General features: G+C 75.0%; 13 protein-coding genes and 1 pseudogene. 3 read left to right on the forward strand and 11 right to left on the reverse strand.

Annotated features, from left to right (window positions below; all coding sequences use genetic code 11):
• Window positions 1-74: 74 nt before the first annotated feature.
• The 9 genes from ACFY07_RS08940 to ACFY07_RS08980 form a co-directional block, all read right to left on the reverse strand.
• Window positions 75-956 carry a phosphatidylcholine/phosphatidylserine synthase gene (locus tag ACFY07_RS08940; protein WP_374228156.1) on the reverse strand — a complete coding sequence of 294 codons (882 nt, stop codon included), beginning with the start codon at window positions 954-956 and terminating at the stop codon, window positions 75-77.
• Window positions 943-1635 carry a phosphatidylserine decarboxylase gene (locus tag ACFY07_RS08945; protein ID WP_390868039.1) on the reverse strand — a complete coding sequence of 231 codons (693 nt, stop codon included), beginning with the start codon at window positions 1633-1635 and terminating at the stop codon, window positions 943-945. Before ACFY07_RS08945 ends, ACFY07_RS08940 begins: the two co-directional genes overlap by 14 nt.
• Window positions 1636-2131: 496 nt before the next feature.
• On the reverse strand, window positions 2132-3334 hold the full coding sequence (locus ACFY07_RS08950) for an acyl-CoA dehydrogenase family protein (protein WP_390868040.1): 1203 nt from the start codon (window positions 3332-3334) through the stop codon (window positions 2132-2134).
• Window positions 3335-3496: 162 nt separating this feature from the next.
• Window positions 3497-4015, reverse strand: coding sequence for a MaoC family dehydratase (locus tag ACFY07_RS08955; protein WP_390868041.1), 519 nt, complete (start codon window positions 4013-4015; stop codon window positions 3497-3499).
• A 31-nt stretch (window positions 4016-4046) separates the two neighbouring features.
• A complete protein-coding gene (locus ACFY07_RS08960; RefSeq protein WP_390868042.1) occupies window positions 4047-5009 on the reverse strand; it encodes an HpcH/HpaI aldolase/citrate lyase family protein in 963 nt (320 codons plus the stop codon).
• 35 nt (window positions 5010-5044) lie between these two features.
• Entirely contained in the window at window positions 5045-7102 is a 2058-nt protein-coding gene (locus ACFY07_RS08965) for a protein meaA (protein ID WP_390868043.1), read from the reverse strand.
• Between the two features lie 15 nt (window positions 7103-7117).
• Window positions 7118-8455 (reverse strand): crotonyl-CoA carboxylase/reductase, encoded by a 1338-nt coding sequence (ccrA, locus tag ACFY07_RS08970; RefSeq protein ID WP_390868044.1) that lies wholly within the window; start codon window positions 8453-8455, stop codon window positions 7118-7120.
• Window positions 8456-8801: 346 nt separating this feature from the next.
• On the reverse strand, window positions 8802-9737 hold the full coding sequence (locus ACFY07_RS08975) for a TetR family transcriptional regulator (protein ID WP_390868045.1): 936 nt from the start codon (window positions 9735-9737) through the stop codon (window positions 8802-8804).
• A gap of 164 nt (window positions 9738-9901) precedes the next feature.
• Window positions 9902-11677 carry a 3-hydroxyacyl-CoA dehydrogenase family protein gene (locus tag ACFY07_RS08980; protein ID WP_390868046.1) on the reverse strand — a complete coding sequence of 592 codons (1776 nt, stop codon included), beginning with the start codon at window positions 11675-11677 and terminating at the stop codon, window positions 9902-9904.
• Between the two features lie 575 nt (window positions 11678-12252).
• Between ACFY07_RS08980 and ACFY07_RS08985 the strand changes: the two genes are divergently transcribed.
• A complete protein-coding gene (locus ACFY07_RS08985) occupies window positions 12253-12783 on the forward strand; it encodes an MOSC domain-containing protein (RefSeq protein ID WP_390868118.1) in 531 nt (176 codons plus the stop codon).
• Between the two features lie 88 nt (window positions 12784-12871).
• Here the strand turns inward: ACFY07_RS08985 and ACFY07_RS08990 are convergent, their stop codons facing one another.
• On the reverse strand, window positions 12872-14104 hold the full coding sequence (locus ACFY07_RS08990; RefSeq protein ID WP_390868047.1) for a benzoate/H(+) symporter BenE family transporter: 1233 nt from the start codon (window positions 14102-14104) through the stop codon (window positions 12872-12874).
• Window positions 14105-14190: 86 nt separating this feature from the next.
• Here ACFY07_RS08990 and ACFY07_RS08995 point away from each other — a divergent pair, with 86 nt between their 5' ends.
• Together ACFY07_RS08995 and ACFY07_RS09000 are read left to right on the forward strand one after the other, a co-directional pair.
• Window positions 14191-14886 carry a helix-turn-helix domain-containing protein gene (locus ACFY07_RS08995; RefSeq protein WP_390868049.1) on the forward strand — a complete coding sequence of 232 codons (696 nt, stop codon included), beginning with the start codon at window positions 14191-14193 and terminating at the stop codon, window positions 14884-14886.
• Window positions 14829-15767, forward strand: a pseudogene (locus ACFY07_RS09000) (DNA-3-methyladenine glycosylase family protein); the annotation flags it as partial. The gene ACFY07_RS08995 and the pseudogene ACFY07_RS09000, both read left to right, overlap by 58 nt.
• A 217-nt stretch (window positions 15768-15984) precedes the next feature.
• On the opposite strand, the gene ACFY07_RS09005 reads toward ACFY07_RS09000, so the two are convergent.
• Window positions 15985-16956 (reverse strand): 2-hydroxyacid dehydrogenase, encoded by a 972-nt coding sequence (locus ACFY07_RS09005; protein WP_390868050.1) that lies wholly within the window; start codon window positions 16954-16956, stop codon window positions 15985-15987.
• Window positions 16957-16960 lie beyond the last annotated feature (4 nt).

Here is a 16960-nt window from a genome sequence, read left to right on the forward strand (position 1 = left end):
CCGGGGCGCCGGCCGGGAACGCCGGAGGGGCCCGGTCCGCGGCGGACCGGGCCCCTCCGGGGCGTCTGCCGTGCTCAGCCGAGGCGGGACTCCGCGCGGCGGGCCCGCACGTCGCACACCTTCTGGTTGACCTTGCGGCGGATGACCAGCAGCGGCGCCATGGCCGCCAGGCCGATCTGCGCGGTGGCGCCCACGTGCAGCAGCACGTCGCCGCCGGGGACCCCGGCCGCCCAGGCGCCCAGGCAGCCGATGGAGACCACGATCCAGCAGAGCGTCGCGGTGGCGAGCAGGCCCTGCGGCTTCGGGTACTCGATGCGGCTGACCATGAGGTACGCCACGCCGAAGATCGCGATCATCGCGGGGATGAACGGCGGGTCCAGCAGCACGATGGCGATCACCGTCATGGCGCCCATCGGGCACGGCATGCCCTGGAAGACGCCCGGCCGCATCTTGACCGCCGAGAAGCGGGCGAGGCGCAGCACCACGGCCAGCAGCACGGTCAGCGCGATGAACGCCGACACCCGCTGGTCGCCGTCGGGCGACACCATGCCCCACACCGCGACGAAGTACGCCGGCGCGATGCCGAAGCTGGTGAGGTCCGCGAGGTTGTCCAGCTCGGCGCCCAGCGCGGAGCTGCGCAGCTTCCGCGCGACCAGTCCGTCGAACAGGTCGCACATCGAGCCGAGCAGCAGCAGCGTGACCGCCATGGCGGCGCTGTGCCGGTTGGTGGGCGCGGAGCCGTCCCCGGTGATGTGCGGGATCAGCACGCCGGTGGTCATGGAGTAGATCGCCAGGAAGCCGCAGACGGCGTTGCCCAGCGTGAGGAAGTCCGCGGTGGAGAGCGTCTGCGGCGAGCGGGGCGCCCGCAGTTCGCGGTCGCGCGCCCAGCGGCGGCGGCGGATCGCCGTCTCGGCGTCCTCTTCCAGGCCCAGTGTCTCAGGATCAGTCACGGTCAAGGCGTGTCACCCCGGCAGTCGTCTTCTGGCCGACCTCGACGCCGACCTCGACGCCGGCCGGCAGGTACGTGTCGACGCGCGAGCCGAAGCGGATCAGGCCGACCCGCTCCCCCTGCTCGACCTTGGCGCCGGGCTCCAGGTAGGGGACGATGCGGCGGGCGACGGCGCCCGCGATCTGCACCATCTCGATGTCGCCGAGCTCGGTGTCGAAGTGCCACACCACGCGCTCGTTGCGGTCGCTGTCCTTGTTGAACGCCGGCACGTAGCCGCCGGGGACGTGGTCGACGGAGGTGACCGTGCCGGGCAGCGGGGCGCGGTTCACGTGGACGTTGAGCGGGCTCATGAAGATCGCCACGCGGGTGCGGCCGTCCGGCCAGGCGTCGATGGACTGCACCACGCCGTCGGCAGGGGAGATCACGCGTCCGGCGCCGATCTCGCGCTCGGGGTCGCGGAAGAACCACAGCATGCCCGCGCTCAGCGCGGACAGCGGCACCGCCGCCAGGGCCCAGCGGCCGCTGCGCCGGGTGAGGGCGGCGGTGGCGGCGGCGGAGGCCACGGTGGGGAGGAGCCAGGGCGAGGCGCCGCGCGCGAGGGTCACGCGGGGACGCCGGGCGTTCTCCGGGGAGCCGTGGGCATCGCGGTCCGCTGCGGAGGGCTGGGGGGACGGGCTGTAGGGCATCGAAGACCTTTGTCGCGGGGGGCACCGCGGGGACGAGTGGTACGGGGGACGGCAGCTGTCCCGGTGGATGCTATCGGCAGCAGGTGGTGGGTGGGCAAGCGCCGGAATACGGATCCCGCCTGCCCCTCGCTGCGCTACCCCTGCTCTGTGTACGACCGTAGCGGGTGCCCCGCCGGTTCCCCAAGTGGGAGGTGAAAGGGCGTGAGGCGCGTCTCAGGGGTGTTCCGGCGGGTGTGCGGGGGTGTGGCGGCGGCCGCAGGGCGCGGGCACCGCGCCGGGAGCCCCGGCGGTGCGACGTGCGCTCCTGCGGCCGCCGCGGCCCCCTCCCGCCGGTGCCGGGAGGGGGGCCGTCCGGCCGGGACCCGCACGTCCCGGCCGGCTCTTCCGGTGGCTGGAAATCTTCGCAATCAGGCTTAATTCGACCGGTCGGCGGTCAGCCGACCGCCGACCGCGGCACCCCGGTGGCGCGCCTGCGGCGCCCGGGGCCGCCCGGGTGTCAGTCGGCGATGCGGTACTCCTCCAGCAGCCGGCGGCCCACGATCATCTTCTGGATCTCCGCAGTGCCTTCACCGATCAGCAGCATCGGGGCCTCCCGGTACAGCCGCTCGATCTCGTACTCCTTGGAGAAGCCGTAGCCGCCGTGGATGCGGAAGGCGTCCTCCACGACCTCCTTGCAGTACTCGGAGGCCAGGTACTTCGCCATGCCGGCCTCCAGGTCGTTGCGCTCCCCGGAGTCCTTCTTGCGGGCTGCCATCACCATCATCTGGTGGGCCGCCTCGACCTTGGTCGCCATCTCGGCCAGCTTGAACTGGATCGCCTGGTGCTGGGCGATCTGCTTGCCGAAGGTGTGGCGCTGCTGCGCGTACCGGATGCCCAGCTCGAAGGCGCGGCGTGCCACGCCGCACCCGCGGGCGGCGACGTTGACCCGGCCCACCTCGACGCCGTCCATCATCTGGTAGAAGCCGCGGCCGGTGGTCCCGCCGAGCACCCGGTCGGCGGGGACGCGGACGTCCTCCAGCACCAGCTCGGTGGTGTCGACGCCCTTGTAGCCCATCTTCTCGATCTTGCCCGGCACGGTGAGGCCGGGGACCTTGGGGTTGGGGCCGAAGCCCGGCTCCTTCTCGATCAGGAAGGTGGTCATGTTGCGGTGCGGGGCGTCGTGGCCCTCGTCGCTGCGGCACAGCACCGCGACCAGGGTGGAGGTGCCGCCGTTGGTCAGCCACATCTTCTGGCCGTTGATGACGTAGTCGTCGCCGTCCCTGACCGCCTTCGTCCGGATCGCGGAGACGTCCGAGCCCAGGCCCGGCTCCGACATCGAGAAGGCGCCGCGGACCTCGCCGGCCGCCATCCGGGGCAGGAAGTGGTCCTTCTGCTCCTGGGTGCCGTGCGCGTTGATCATGTGCGCGACGATGAAGTGGGTGTTGACGATGCCGGACACCGACATCCAGCCGCGGGCGATCTCCTCCACCACCAGGGCGTAGGTCAGCAGCGACTCCCCGAGGCCCCCGTACTCCTCGGGGATGGTGAGGCCGAAGAGGCCGAGCTGCTTCATGCCCTCGACGATCTCGGCCGGGTACTCGTCCCGGTGCTCCAGCTCGGTGGCGACCGGGATGATCTCCTTGTCGACGAAGTCCCGCACCGTGGCGAGGATGTCCCGCTGGATCTCGGTGAGGCCGTCGGTCTGTGCGAGGCGTCCCATGGCGCGGCTCCGAATCACGTGAAGAGGGTGGTGAGGGGGCGGGGGCCCCGCGGGCGTGGTCTCCGCGGGGCCCCCGGGGTCCGGCGGCGGGCGGCCGATGACGGCGGCCGCCCCTGCCGGGGCTCGGGCGGCCCGGAGTGGCTCCGGGCGGCGTCGGACGGCCTAGGCGCGGGGCTCCGGCTCGCGGAGCTCCGGGCGGCCGGGCTGCTCGCCGCCGCGCGCCGCGGTGTACTTCTCCGTCGGCACCATCACCTTGCGGCGGAAGACGCAGACCAGCGTGCCGTCCTGCTTGTATCCCCTGGTCTCCACGTGCACGATGCCGCGGTCGTCCTTGGACTTCGACGGCCACTTGTCGAGCACGGTCGTCTCGCCGTAGACCGTGTCGCCGTGGAAGGTCGGCGCCACGTGCCGCAGCGACTCGATCTCCAGGTTGGCGATGGCCTTGCCCGAGACGTCGGGGACCGACATGCCGAGCAGCAGGGAGTAGACGTAGTTGCCCACCACCACGTTCCGGCCGAAGTCGGTGGTCCGCTCCGCGTAGTTCGCGTCCATGTGGAGCGGGTGGTGGTTCATGGTGAGGAGGCAGAAGAGGTGGTCGTCGTACTCGGTGACCGTCTTGCCGGGCCAGTGCCGGTAGACGGCCCCGACCTCGAACTCCTCGTAGGTGCGTCCGAACTGCATGGTGGTGTCCTCGGGGGTGGGAGGGCCGGGGTCAGGACTGCGGGGGCTCGAACTTGGACGTCCGCTGCATGCCCGCGGCACGGCCCTTGCCCGCGATGACCAGGGCCATCTTGCGGGACGCCTCGTCGATCATCTCGTCGCCGAGCATGGCCGAGCCCTTGGCGCCGCCGGCCTCCGAGGTGCACCAGTCGTAGGCGTCCAGGATCAGCTCGGCGTGGTCGTAGTCGTCCTGCGTCGGCGAGAAGACCTCGTTCGCCGCGGCGACCTGGTCCGGGTGGAGCACCCACTTGCCGTCGAAGCCGAGGGCGGCGGCGCGCTGCGCGACCGCCCGGTAGCCCTCCTGGTTGCGGATCTGCAGGTAGGGGCCGTCGATCGCCTGCAGGTCGTGGGTGCGGGCCGCCATGAGGATGCGCATCAGGATGTAGTGGTAGGCGTCGGCCGGGTAGCCGGGCGGCTGCTCGCCGACGACCAGCGACTTCATGTTGATGGAGGCCATGAAGTCGGCCGGGCCGAAGATGATCGTCTCCAGGCGGGGCGAGGAGGCGGCGATCTCGTCGACGTTCACCAGGCCCTTGGCGTTCTCGATCTGGGCCTCGATGCCGATCCGGCCGACCTCGAAGCCCATCGTCTTCTCGATCTGGGTGAGGAGCAGGTCCAGCGCCTTCACCTGGGTGGCGTCCTGCACCTTGGGGAGCATGATGCAGTCCAGGTTGGGGCCGGCGCCCTCGACGACGGTGACCACGTCGCGGTAGGTCCAGTGGGTCGTCCAGTCGTTGACCCGCACGACGCGGGTCTTGCCGCTCCAGTCGCCGTTGTTCAGGGCGTCGACGACGGTGTGGCGGGCGCTCTCCTTGACCAGCGGCGCGCAGGCGTCCTCGAGGTCCAGGAAGACCTGGTCGGCGGGCAGGCCCTGCGCCTTCTCCAGGAAGCGCGGGTTGCTGCCGGGCACGGCCAGGCAGGAGCGGCGGGGGCGCAGGCGGTTGACAGCGGTCATGGGGTTCGGTTCGTCCTTCCCGGAGGGTGGGGTCGTCAGCGGGCGGCGGGTGCGGGGTCCGCCGCCTCCCGCCAGGGCCGGAGCCGGTTGGCGAGGCGGATCTCGTCGACGATGCGGCCGATGATGGTGGTGATGGAGAAGTCCTTCGGGGTGAACACCGCGGCCACCCCGGCGGCCCTCAGCGCCTCGCCGTCCGCTGCCGGGATGATCCCACCGGCGATCACCGGCACGTCCTCCACCCCGGCCCGGCGCAGCCGCCGCAGCACGTCGGGGACGAGCTCGGCGTGCGCGCCCGACAGGATCGACAGTCCCACGCAGTGGACGTCCTCCGCGACCGCGGCGGCCACGATCTGCTCGGGGGTCAGCCGGATGCCCTGGTAGACCACCTCGAAGCCGGCGTCGCGGGCGCGGACCGCGATCTGCTCGGCGCCGTTGGAGTGGCCGTCCAGGCCCGGCTTGCCGACCAGCATCCGCAGCTTGCCCGCGCCCAGCTCCTCGGCGGTGGCCGCCACGGCCTCGCGCACGGCGGCCAGCTCGCCGCCCGGCTCGGCGGCGACCGCCACCGGGGCGCCGCCGACACCGGTGGGCGCCCGGTACTCGCCGAAGACGTCCCGCAGGGCGAAGGACCACTCGCCGGTGGTGACCCCGGCGCGGGCGCACTCCAGGGTCGCCGCCATGAGGTTGACGCCCTCGGCCGCCGCGTCGGCCTTCAGCCGCTCCAGGGACGCCTTGACGGCGGCCTCGTCGCGCTGCCCGCGCCAGGCCTCCAGCGAGGCCAGCACGGCCCGCTCGGCGGCCGGGTCGACCTGCTGGATCGCGGCGTCGAGGTCGGCGGTGAGCGGGTTGGGCTCGGTGGTCTCGAAGCAGTTGACGCCGACCACCCTGTCCTCGCCGGACTCGATGCGGGCCCGGCGGGCGGCGTGCGAGGCCACCAGCTGCGCCTTGAGGTAGCCGGACTCGACCGCCGGGATCACGCCGCCCATCCCCAGCACCTTGGCGATCTCCGCCTCGGCGCCGGCGAGCAGCTCGGCGGTCTTGGCCTCGACGACGTGCGAGCCGTCGAAGAGGTCGCCGTACTCCAGCAGGTCCGACTCGTAGGCGAGCACCTGCTGGATGCGCAGCGACCACTGCTGGTCCCAGGGCCGGGGCAGGCCGAGTGCCTCGTTCCAGGCCGGCAGCTGCACCGCCCTGGCCCTGGCGTCCTTGGAGAGGGTGACGGCCAGCATCTCCATGACGATCCGCTGGACGTTGTTCTCCGGCTGGGCCTCGGTCAGGCCCAGCGAGTTGACCTGCACGCCGTACCGGAAGCGGCGCTGCCTCGGGTCGGCGATGCCGTACCGCTCGCGGGTCACCGTGTCCCAGAGGCGGGCGAAGGCCCGCATCTTGCACATCTCCTCGACGAAGCGGACGCCCGCGTTGACGAAGAAGGAGATGCGGGCGACCACCTCGCCCATCCGCTCCTGCGGCACCTGGCCGGAGTCGCGGACGGCGTCCAGGACCGAGACCGCCGTGCACATCGCGTACGCGATCTCCTGCACCGGGGTCGCCCCGGCCTCCTGCAGGTGGTAGCTGCAGATGTTGATCGGGTTCCACTTGGGGATGTGCGCGACCGTGTAGGCGATCATGTCGGTGGTGAGCCGCACCGACGGGCCGGGCGGGAAGACGTGCGTCCCGCGCGACAGGTACTCCTTGACGATGTCGTTCTGGGTGGTGCCGGTGAGCAGGGCGATGTCCGCGCCCTGCTCCTCGGCGACCACCTGGTACAGCGCCAGCAGCCACATGGCCGTGGCGTTGATCGTCATGGAGGTGTTGGTCTTCTCCAGCGGGATGCCGTCGAAGAGGGCGCGCATGTCGCCCAGGTGCCCGACCGGGACGCCGACCCGGCCGACCTCGCCGCGGGCGAGGACGTGGTCGGCGTCGTACCCGGTCTGCGTGGGCAGGTCGAAGGCCACCGACAGGCCGGTCTGGCCCTTGGCGAGGTTGCGGCGGTAGAGCGCGTTGGACTCCTTCGCGGAGGAGTGCCCCGCGTAGGTCCGCATCAGCCACGGCCGGTCCCGCTGCGGCCGGGGCTGCTGCCCGTTCGACTCGGTCATGTCGGCGGCCCCCGCTCAGACGTTCCGGAAGCGGTTGATGGCGGGCAGGTGCTTCTCGCGCAGCTCCGCGTCGCGCACGCCCAGGCCCTCCTGCGGGGCCAGGCAGAGCACGCCGACCTTGCCCTGGTGGACGTTGCGGTGCACGTCCAGCGCCGCCTGGCCGGTCTCGTCCAGGGAGTACACCTTGGAGACGGTCGGGTGGATCTTCCCCTTGGCGATCAGGCGGTTGGCCTCCCACGCCTCGCGGTAGTTGGCGAAGTGCGAGCCGACGATGCGCTTGAGCGACATCCACAGGTAGCGGTTGTCGTACTGGTGCATGTAGCCGGAGGTGGAGGCGCAGGTGACGACGGTGCCGCCCTTGCGGGTGACGTAGACCGAGGCGCCGAAGGTCTCGCGGCCGGGGTGCTCGAAGACGATGTCGACGTCCTCGCCGCCCGTCAGCTCGCGGATGCGGGCGCCGAGGCGCTTCCACTCCTTGGGGTCCTGGGTGTGCTCGTCCTTCCAGAACCGGTAGGCCTCGGCGCTGCGGTCGATGATCGCCTCGGCGCCCATGGCGCGGCAGATGTCGGCCTTCTGGTCGTTGGAGACCACGCAGATCGGGGTGGCGCCGCCGGCCAGGGCGTACTGGGTGGCGTAGCTGCCGAGGCCGCCGCTGGCGCCCCAGATGAGGACGTTGTCGCCCTGCTTCATGCCGGCGCCGTTGCGCGAGACCAGCTGGCGGTAGGCGGTGGAGTTGACCAGGCCCGGGGAGGCGGCCTCCTCCCAGCTGAGGTGCTTCGGCTTGGGCATGAGCTGGTTGGTCTTCACCAGGGCGATCTCGGCGAGGCCGCCGAAGTTGGTCTCGAAGCCCCAGATGCGCTGCTCGGGGTCGAGCATGGTGTCGTTGTGGCCGTCGGCGCTCTCCAGCTCCACCGACAGGCAGTGGGCGACGACCTCGTCGCCGGGCTTCCAGGCGTTGACGCCGGGTCCGGTCCGCAGCACCACGCCGGCCAGGTCGGAGCCCAGGATGTGGTACGGCAGGTCGTGACGGGCCGTCAGGGGGGAGAGCTTCCCGTACCGGCGCAGGAAGGAGAAGGTGGAGACCGGCTCGTAGATCGAGCTCCACACCGTGTTGTAGTTGACCGCGCTGGCCATGACGGCGACCAGGGCCTCGCCCGGGCCGAGTTCGGGGACCGCGACCTCGTCCACGTGCAGGGACTTGCGCGGGTCCTTGTCCCGGCTGTCGAGGCCGTCGAACATCTCCTCCTCGTCCTTGTGGAGCGTCACCGCCCGGTAGGACTCCGGCAGCGGCAGTGCGGCGAAGTCCGCGGCCGTGGTGCCGGGGTTGAGGATCGCGTCGAGGATTTCCTTCAAGGCTGCCTCCGAAGGCGTACCTGCGTGAGGGCGCAGGGCGTCTGGGGGAGCCGGGAGCGGACACCGGCTTGTTCGTGGTCGGGGTGGAGCTGTCGTCCCCGGGTTGCGGGGACGGCGTCCGGGAACGGCGCGCCGAGGTGGGGAGCCGCGGCGCCGCGACCGGTGGACTCACCGTACTGGCACGCTGTGCCACTCGTAAAGACACCGCGTGCCATCAGTTTCGTCCAGCGTCACCCCGCGGACACGCCCCCGCAACACGGGCCCCGGACACCCCCGCCGCACGCACGCGCAGGGGCCCGTCCCGCGGTTGCGGAACGGGCCCCTGGTGCGGCTCCGACCTGGTCTTTCAGTGGGACTGTACGTCCTGGCGCCCCTCGGCCGGGCGGCCGAGCGCGGTCCGGACGGCGTCCAGCACCTGCTCCAGCGGGGCGTCCGTGCGCGCCACTGTGATGAGCACCTCACCCCCGGGCGTGGCACTGACCGTGCTCCCCACCGCGTGTTCCAGTGCCGCCTGGGACTCCTGCATGGCACTGGGTGCCAGCGGGGTCCCCCGGCGGCGGGCGGCCGCCGGGGCCTGCGCCCAGAAGGTCTCCCGGATCACGTCGAAGGCGTGGTCCAGCTGCGCCTCCACGTCGCCCCGGCCGCCGGCCCGCAGCCAGCGCCGCAGCACGTGGTTGTGGGCCGCGACCACCGCCGCCGCCGACACCTCGGCCAGCATCGGGTCGTCGTCCCCGCCGCGCTCCCACGTCGGCGACAGCTCGGCCGCCGCGTCGAAGCGGCCCAGCAGGTAGCGGGTGAAGAGCCGCTCGTAGCGGGCCACCACCGCGATCTCCCGCTCCCGCAGCGTCGGCACCTGGCGGATCAGCCGGTAGCGGGCCACCGACACCGCCGGCGTGGAGGCGTACATCCGCAGCACCTCCTTGATCCCGCGGCACACCACGTCCAGCGGGTGCTCCTCGGGGTCGGCGCTGGCCAGCAGGTCGGCCACCCGGACCAAGGTGTCGTCGTGGTCCGGGAAGATCGCCTCCTCCTTGGACCGGAAGTAGCGGAAGAAGGTCCGCCGCGCCACACCGGCTGCGGCGGCGATCTGGTCGACCGTCGTCTCCTCGTACCCCTGGTTCGCGAACAGCTCCATCGCCGCGCCCGCCAGGTCCTGCCGCATCTGCTGCCGCTGGGCGGTCGCCCGGCGCCCGCCCGTCGCGTGGCCGCCGGTCCCGTGGCCGCCCCCGGCGGCCCCGCCACCACCCGTCTCCTGCTGCCCCGCGGCACGCTCCCGATCCATGTGTGGAACGCTACACGCCCCGGCGCGCCCGGCGTCCGGCCCCGTGGGCCGCCCGGCGTCCCGTCCGGCGGCCGGAACCCGCTGGTCGGGCCGGACGGCCGGCCGCGGCCACCGGGACGCCACCGCCCCGGCGCCGACGGGCGGCCGGCCGCCCCCGGTGCCGGTCACCGGCGCGCGTGGTCGCGGAACCCGCGGCCGGTCTTGCGGCCCAGGCAGCCCGCCGCCACCAGGTGCTCCAGCAGCGGCGCCGGCGCCAGGCCCGGCTCGCGGAACTCCTGGTGCAGGACCTTCTCGATGGTCAGCGACACGTCGAGGCCCACCACGTCCAGCAGCTCGAACGGCCCCATCGGGTAGCCGCAGCCCAGCTTCATCGCGGTGTCGATGTCGTCGACCGTCGCGTAGTGCTCCTCCAGCATCCGCACCGCGTCGTTCAGGTACGGGAAGAGCAGGGCGTTGACGATGAACCCGGCCCGGTCGCCGCACTCCACCGCGTGCTTGCGGACCTTCCCGCACACCTCCAGCACGGTCGCGGTGACGTCGTCGGCGGTCAGCACCGTGGAGACCACCTCCACCAGCTTCATCGCCGGGGCCGGGTTGAAGAAGTGCATGCCGACCACGTCCTGCGGCCGGGAGGTGGCGGTGGCGCACTCCACCACCGGCAGGCTGGAGGTGGTGGTGGCCAGCACCGCGCCCGGCCGGCAGATCTTGTCCAGCGAGGCGAAGAGCTCCCGCTTGACCGCCAGGTCCTCCGCGACGGCCTCCAGCACCAGGTCCACCGCGTCCAGGTCGGTGAGCAGCCCGGTGGGGACCACCCGGCCGAGCGCCGCGTCGCGGGCCGCCTCGTCCAGGCGGCCCTTGGCCACCGAGCGGTCCAGCGACCGCGCCAGGGCGGCCTTCGCCCGGTCCGCCTTCTCCTGGCTGCGCGCCACCAGCACCACGTCGTACCCGGCCTTGGCGAACACCTCGGCGATGCCCGTCGCCATCGTCCCCGAGCCGCAGACGCCGACCGACCGCACCCCGCGGCCCGGCACGCGCGCCGCGGCGGCCGGCGAGGACCCCGCCGCCAGGTGGGAGGAGCCGGGCGCCTCGTAGATGTAGAAGCCGCGGCCGGTCTTGCGGCCCAGCAGCCCCGCCGCCGCCAGCTGGCCCAGGATCGGCGCGGGCGCGTGCAGCCGGTCGTGGGACTGCGCGTACATCGCCTCCAGCACCGTGCGGGCCGTGTCGATCCCGATCAGGTCCAGCAGCGCCAGCGGGCCCATCGGCAGGCCGCAGCCCAGCCGCATCGCCGCGTCGATGTCCTCGCGGGTGGCGTAGCGGGACTCGTACATCGCGGCGGCCTGGTTGAGGTACGCGAAGAGCAGCCCGTTGACGATGAACCCGGCCCGGTCGCCCGCCGCCACCGGCGTCTTCCCCAGGTCCCGGGCGAACTCCGCGACCTCCTCGGCGACCTGCGGCGAGGTCAGCACCGTGCGGACCACCTCCACCAGCTTCATGGAGTGCACCGGGTTGAAGAAGTGCAGGCCCAGCACCCGCTCCGGGCGGGCCGTCGCCGAGGCGATCCGGGTCACCGACAGCGCGGTCGTCCCGGTCGCCAGCACCGTCCCCGGCGGGCAGACCCGGTCCAGCTCGGCGAAGACCTCCCGCTTCAGCTCCAGGTCCTCCGGCACCTCCTCCACCACCAGGTCGGCGGCGGCGGCGTCCGCCAGCCGGTCGGTGTACGCGATGCGCCCCAGCAGCGCGGTGCGCTCCTCCGCGGTGATCCGCTCGCGGGCCACCGCGCGGGCCGTGGACTCCTCGATGCGGGTCCGGGCGGCCTCGGCGGCGGCGCCGTCCAGCTCGATGCCGACGACCCGGCGGCCGCTGCGGGCCGCCGCCACGGCGATGCCGGCACCCATGGTGCCCAGGCCGACGACGGCGACGGTGGGGAAGGGACGGTCCATGTCCTGGCTCCTCGGGGTGGCCCCGCGCGGCGCGCTCCCCGGCACGGGGAGGCGGGTCGCGGGCGACGGGGGAAGGGGAGGGTGACGGCTGCCGCACCCCACCGGGAGGCCGTTCCGCTCCGGCCGGAACCCGGTGGTGACGTGGTGCGGGGGCGGTGCTGTCGTCCCGCCGCAGGAAGCCCGCGAACAGGCGGGGCCGGGGGCGGGGCCCCCGGTGGACCGCGGAGGCGGTGACGGGAGCAGGCACGCCGACCCGCCCTGGGCCGCGCGGTGGCGCGGCGGACGGGACCCCGCCGGTGCGGCTCCCGAGGCCCGGCGGTGGTGCTCCCGCCACTGTAGCCCCGGTTACCGTCCGGTAGGAAGGGGTGCGCGGCGATCCGCGGCGGGCCGCAGCGCACCTCTCGGCCCCGTCCCCCGGCCCGGTTCCGAACCCGGGGGCGGGGCCGGGGACGGCCGTCCCCCTGCCCCGCCCCCGCCGGGCTGGGACCATGCGGGGACCGCCCGTACCGTCCGAGCAGGGAGGCCGTCCCCCGGTGACCGCAGCCCCGACCTCAGCCCCGACCGCAGCCCCGACCGTGACCGCCGTGAGCAGCGGTGCCGGGCACGCCTTCAGCAAGCCGTCCCGCGACCGCATCCGGCTGCTCGCCGGGCTCGGCGTGGAGGGCGACGCCCACCTCGGCACCACCGTGCAGCACCGCTCCCGGGTCGCCCGGGACCCCTCGCAGCCCAACCTCCGCCAGGTCCACCTCCTCCACGCCGAGCTCCACGCCGAGCTGCGGGAGGCCGGTTTCGACGTGCCGCCCGGCGGGATGGGCGAGAACGTCACCACCCGCGGCGTCGACCTGCTCGCCCTGCCCGCCGGCACCCGGCTGCGCCTCGGCGCGGACGCCGTCGTCGAGGTCACCGGCCTGCGCAACCCCTGCCCGCAGATCGACGGCTACCGGCCGGGGCTGCTCAGGGCCGTCCTCGGCCGCGACGAGCGGGGCCGCCCGGTCCGCCGGGCCGGTGTGATGGCCGTCGTCCTCGCCGGGGGCGAGGTCCGCCCCGGCGACCCCGTCGCCGTCGAGCTCCCGCCGGAGCCCCACCGGCCCCTCGCGCCGGTCTGAGCCGTCGCCGGTCCGAGCCGTCGCCGGTCCGCGGCGGCCCGGCCCCCGCGGCCCGCCGCGTCAGCCGCCGGCGGCCCCGGCGAACTCCTCACGGCCTGGCGCCGAGCTCCGCCGTCCCCTGCTCCGTCGTCCTCCTCTCCGTCGCCCCCTCCTCCGGGGGTGCGGCCCGCCGCCGCCCTCCGCCGAGGAGGGCGTGGAAGGCGAGTCCGGCCAGCAGCCCCCACAGGGCGGACCCGGCGCCGAGGGGGGCGACGCCGGAGGCGGTCACCACCAGCGCGGCCACCGAGGCGTCCCGCACCGCCGGGTCCGCGACGGCGGCCCGGAGCGCCGAGCCCAGGGTGCCCAGCAGGGCCAGGCCCGCGACGGTCTCGACGAGCAGCGGCGGCGAGGAGGCCGCCAGCGACACGGTCACCCCGGCGCCGAGGCCGAGCAGCAGGTGGACGGCGCCGCCGGTGACGGACGCGATCCAGCGCCGGTCCGGGTCCGGGTGGGCGTCGGGCCCGGCGGCGAGTGCGGCGGTGATGGCGGCCAGGTTGACGGCGTGCGCGCCGAAGGGCGCGCCGGCCATGGTGGCGAGCCCGGTCGTGGCGAGGACCGGCCGCAGCGGCGCCCGGTAGCCGAAGGAGGCGAGCATGCTCACCCCGGCGATGTTCTGCGAGGCCATGGTGACGACGAAGAGCGGGACCGCGATGCCGGCCACGGCGCCCGCGGAGAGGGCGGGCGCCGTCGCCGTGAGGGAGGGGAGCAGCGGTGTCCCGTGCGCCGGGTGGTGCCGGGTGAGCAGGAGGACCGCGGCGCAGGCGGCCAGGGCACCCGGTACGGCCCAGCGGCGGGCGAGGCGGTGCAGGACGGCCCAGACGGCGACCACCGGGCCCGCCGCGGCGGGCAGTTCCACGACGGCCCGGACCGGTGCCAGGCAGAGCGGCAGCAGCACCCCGGCGAGCATGGCGGAGGCCAGCGGGGCGGGGATCGCCTCCAGCAGCCGCGTGAAGCGCCGCGACAGCCCGGCCAGGAGCAGCAGCAGGCCGGTGACGAGGAAGGCGCCCAGGGCCTCGCGGTAGCCGTGCTGCCGGTGGCCCGACGCGGCCAGCAGGGCGGCGCCCGGCGTGGACCAGGCGATGCTGAGCGGCATCCGGTACCGCAGGCCGAGGACGATCGCGGTGGCGCCCATCGCCAGGCAGAGCGCCAGCAGGCCGGACGCCGCCTGCTCCTCGTCGGCGCCGACGGCCCGCAGCCCGGCGAGCACCACGGCGAACGAGCTCGCGAAGCCCACCACGGCGAGGACGGTGCCCGCGAGGACGGGCTGCAGGACGCGTTCCACTCCGCACCCCTCCTTCGTTCCGTAAACGGAACGGAAGTCTAGGCGCACCGTTCCGGAAACGGAACGCCATCCCGGATACTGGTCCCGTGGAGGAGAACCCTGAGCCCTTCGCCGCCCAGGTCGGCCGCCGCGTCCGGCGGCTGCGCGCCGAACGCGGCCTGTCCCTGTCGGAGCTGGCCCTGCGTGCGGGCGTCGGCAAGGCCACCCTCTCCGGACTGGAGGCGGGCACCCGCAACCCGACCATCGAGACCCTCTACGCGGTCACGGCCCAGCTGCACGTCCCGCTCGCCGCCGTCCTCACGGGGCCCGGCGGCCCCGGCGGCCCCGGCGACGCCCCGGAGCCCCCCGCCCCCGTCCACGGCGCGGCCGTCTCCGCCGTCCTGCTGGAGACCTTCGCCGACGGCCCGGTCACCACCGAGCTGTACCGGCTGCGCATCCGCCCCGGCCGCGTGCAGACCTCGCCCGCCCACCCGCTCGGCGCCACCGAGCACCTCACCGTCTTCTCCGGCACGGCCCGCGTCGGCCCGGCCGGCGCGCCCGTCACGGTCCCGCCCGGCGGACACGCGCACTGGGTCTCGGACGTGCCGCACGTCTACGAGGCCCTGGGCGGCGAGGAGGTCGCCGCCTCCCTGCTGATCCGCCACCACGCCCCGCCCGCGGACGGCCCGGCCGGCCCCGGCGGCCCGGACGGTCCGGCCGGCCCCGGCGGCCCGGACGGTCCGACCGGCTCCGGCGGTCCGGCCCGGCCCGGCGGCCCGGCGGGGGAGGAGCGGGGCCGGTGAGGCACGTGTTCTCCCTCGGGCTCCCCTTCCGGGCCCCCCTCCACCCCGGCAGCCTCTTCGGCCACCTGGCGGCCACCGCCGTCCCCGGCGTGGAGGAGTGGCGCGACGGCGCCTACCGGCGGACGCTGCGGCTGCCGGGCGGCCCGGCCGTCGCCGCGCTCCGCCCGGAGCCCGGCCGTGTCGGCTGCCGGCTCCTCCTGGCCGACCCCCGCGACCTGCCCGCCGCGGCCGCCCTGTGCCGCCGGCTCCTCGACCTGGAGGCCGACCCCGCGGCCGTGGACGGCCTCCTGCTCCGGGACGGCGTCCTGGCCCCGGTCGTGCGCGCGGCCCCGGGCCGCCGCGTGCCCGGCGCGGTGGACGGCGCCGAACTCGCCGTCCGCACGGTCCTCGGGCAGCAGGTCTCCACGGCGGCGGCGCGCACCCACGCGGGCCGCCTCGCGGACCGGTACGGAGAGCCGGTGGAGGACCCGGAGGGCGGGCTCACCCGCCTGTTCCCCGCGCCCGCGGCGCTGGCCGCCCTGGACCCGGAGCACCTCGCGCTGCCGCGTGCCCGGCGCGCCACGCTGGCCGCCCTGGCGGAGGCCCTGGCCGGGGGGCGGCTGGACCTGTCGCCGGGGGCCGACCGGCGGCAGGCCCGGCAGCAGCTCGCCGACCTGCCCGGCGTGGGACCGTGGACGGTGGAGACCGTCGCGATGCGGGCGCTCGGCGACCCGGACGCGTTCCTCCCCGGCGACCTCGGCGTCCGGCAGGCGGCCGTCCGGCTCGGCCTCCCCGCCACGCCCGCGGCCCTCGCGGAGCGGGCCGAGGCCTGGCGGCCGTGGCGGGCCTACGCCGTGCAGTATTTGTGGGCGACCGGCGGCCACGCGGCCACCCGCCTCCCCGGGCCCGCGCCGGACGGGGCGGCGCCCGCCGCCCGGCCCGCCCCGGAAGGGCGCCGCGACCGGCGCGGGCGCGGGGCGTCCGCGGAGTGACGCGCCGCCGGGACGGCGGTGCCCGCGCCGGTGCGTCCGGCGCGCGCCCCGGGCCTGCACCGGCGGGCGGGGGCCGGGGGCCGGGGCGCGGCCGGCGGTGCCGCACCGCCGGGGATCCGGCGGTGCGTCAGGACACCACGTCGCGCGGCGTGCGGCCCTCCAGCCAGGCGGCGGCGTTGCCGATCGCCGCCAGGGCGATGCGGACCAGCGTCTCGCGGGTCACGCCGGCGATGTGCGGGGTGAGGACGGTGTTCGGCGCCCGCAGCAGCCGGTGGCCGGCGGCGGGCGGCTCGGGGTCGAAGACGTCCAGCCCGGCCCCGGCGAGGCGGCCCGCCTCCAGGGCGTCGGCCAGTGCCTCCTGGTCCACCAGCGCCCCGCGGGAGGTGTTCACCAGGAACGCGGTGGGCCTGAGCATCGCCAGCCGCCCCGCGTCCAGCAGGTGCCGGGTCCCGGGGGTCAGCGGCAGGTGGAGGGAGACGTAGTCGGCGCTGCGCAGCAGCTCCTCCAGCCCCACCCGCCGGGCGCCGTACCGCTGCTCGGCCTCCGGCCGGGCGGTGCGGCCCGTGTACAGCACGGTCATGTCGAAGGCGGCGGCCCGGCGGGCGACCTGCTGCCCGATCTCCCCGAAGCCGACCAGGCCGAGGGTTCTGCCGGTCAGTTCGGTGAGGGCGGGCTGCAGCCGGCGGGCGGCCCACTCGCCGGCCGCCAGGGCGGTGTGCGCGGGGACGACCTGCTTGGCCAGGGCCAGCATCAGCGCGAAGGTGTGCTCGGCCACGTCGTGGTGCTCGGCGCCGCTGGAGCCGATGGTCGCCACCGTGACGCCGCGGCTGCGGGCGGCCGCCACGTCCACGTAGTCGAAGCCGTGGCTGGCGCACTGGACGAACTCCAGCCCCGGCGCGGCCGCGAGGTCCTCCGCCGTGACCGGCGCCAGCGCGGTGAGCAGCACGCGGGCGCGGGCCAGCGCCGCCGGGTCCTCGCCGGCGGACTCCACCACGGTGACCTCCGCCCGGTCGGCGAGGGCCGCGGCGAGCCCGGCGCCGACCTCCCGGCCGCCGAGGTGGGCGGGGACGACGGCCAGCAGGTCCGTGCGGTCGGTCATCGGA

The organism is Streptomyces sp. NPDC001380 (genome assembly GCF_042895785.1).
Classification (GTDB): Bacteria; Actinomycetota; Actinomycetes; order Streptomycetales; family Streptomycetaceae; genus Peterkaempfera.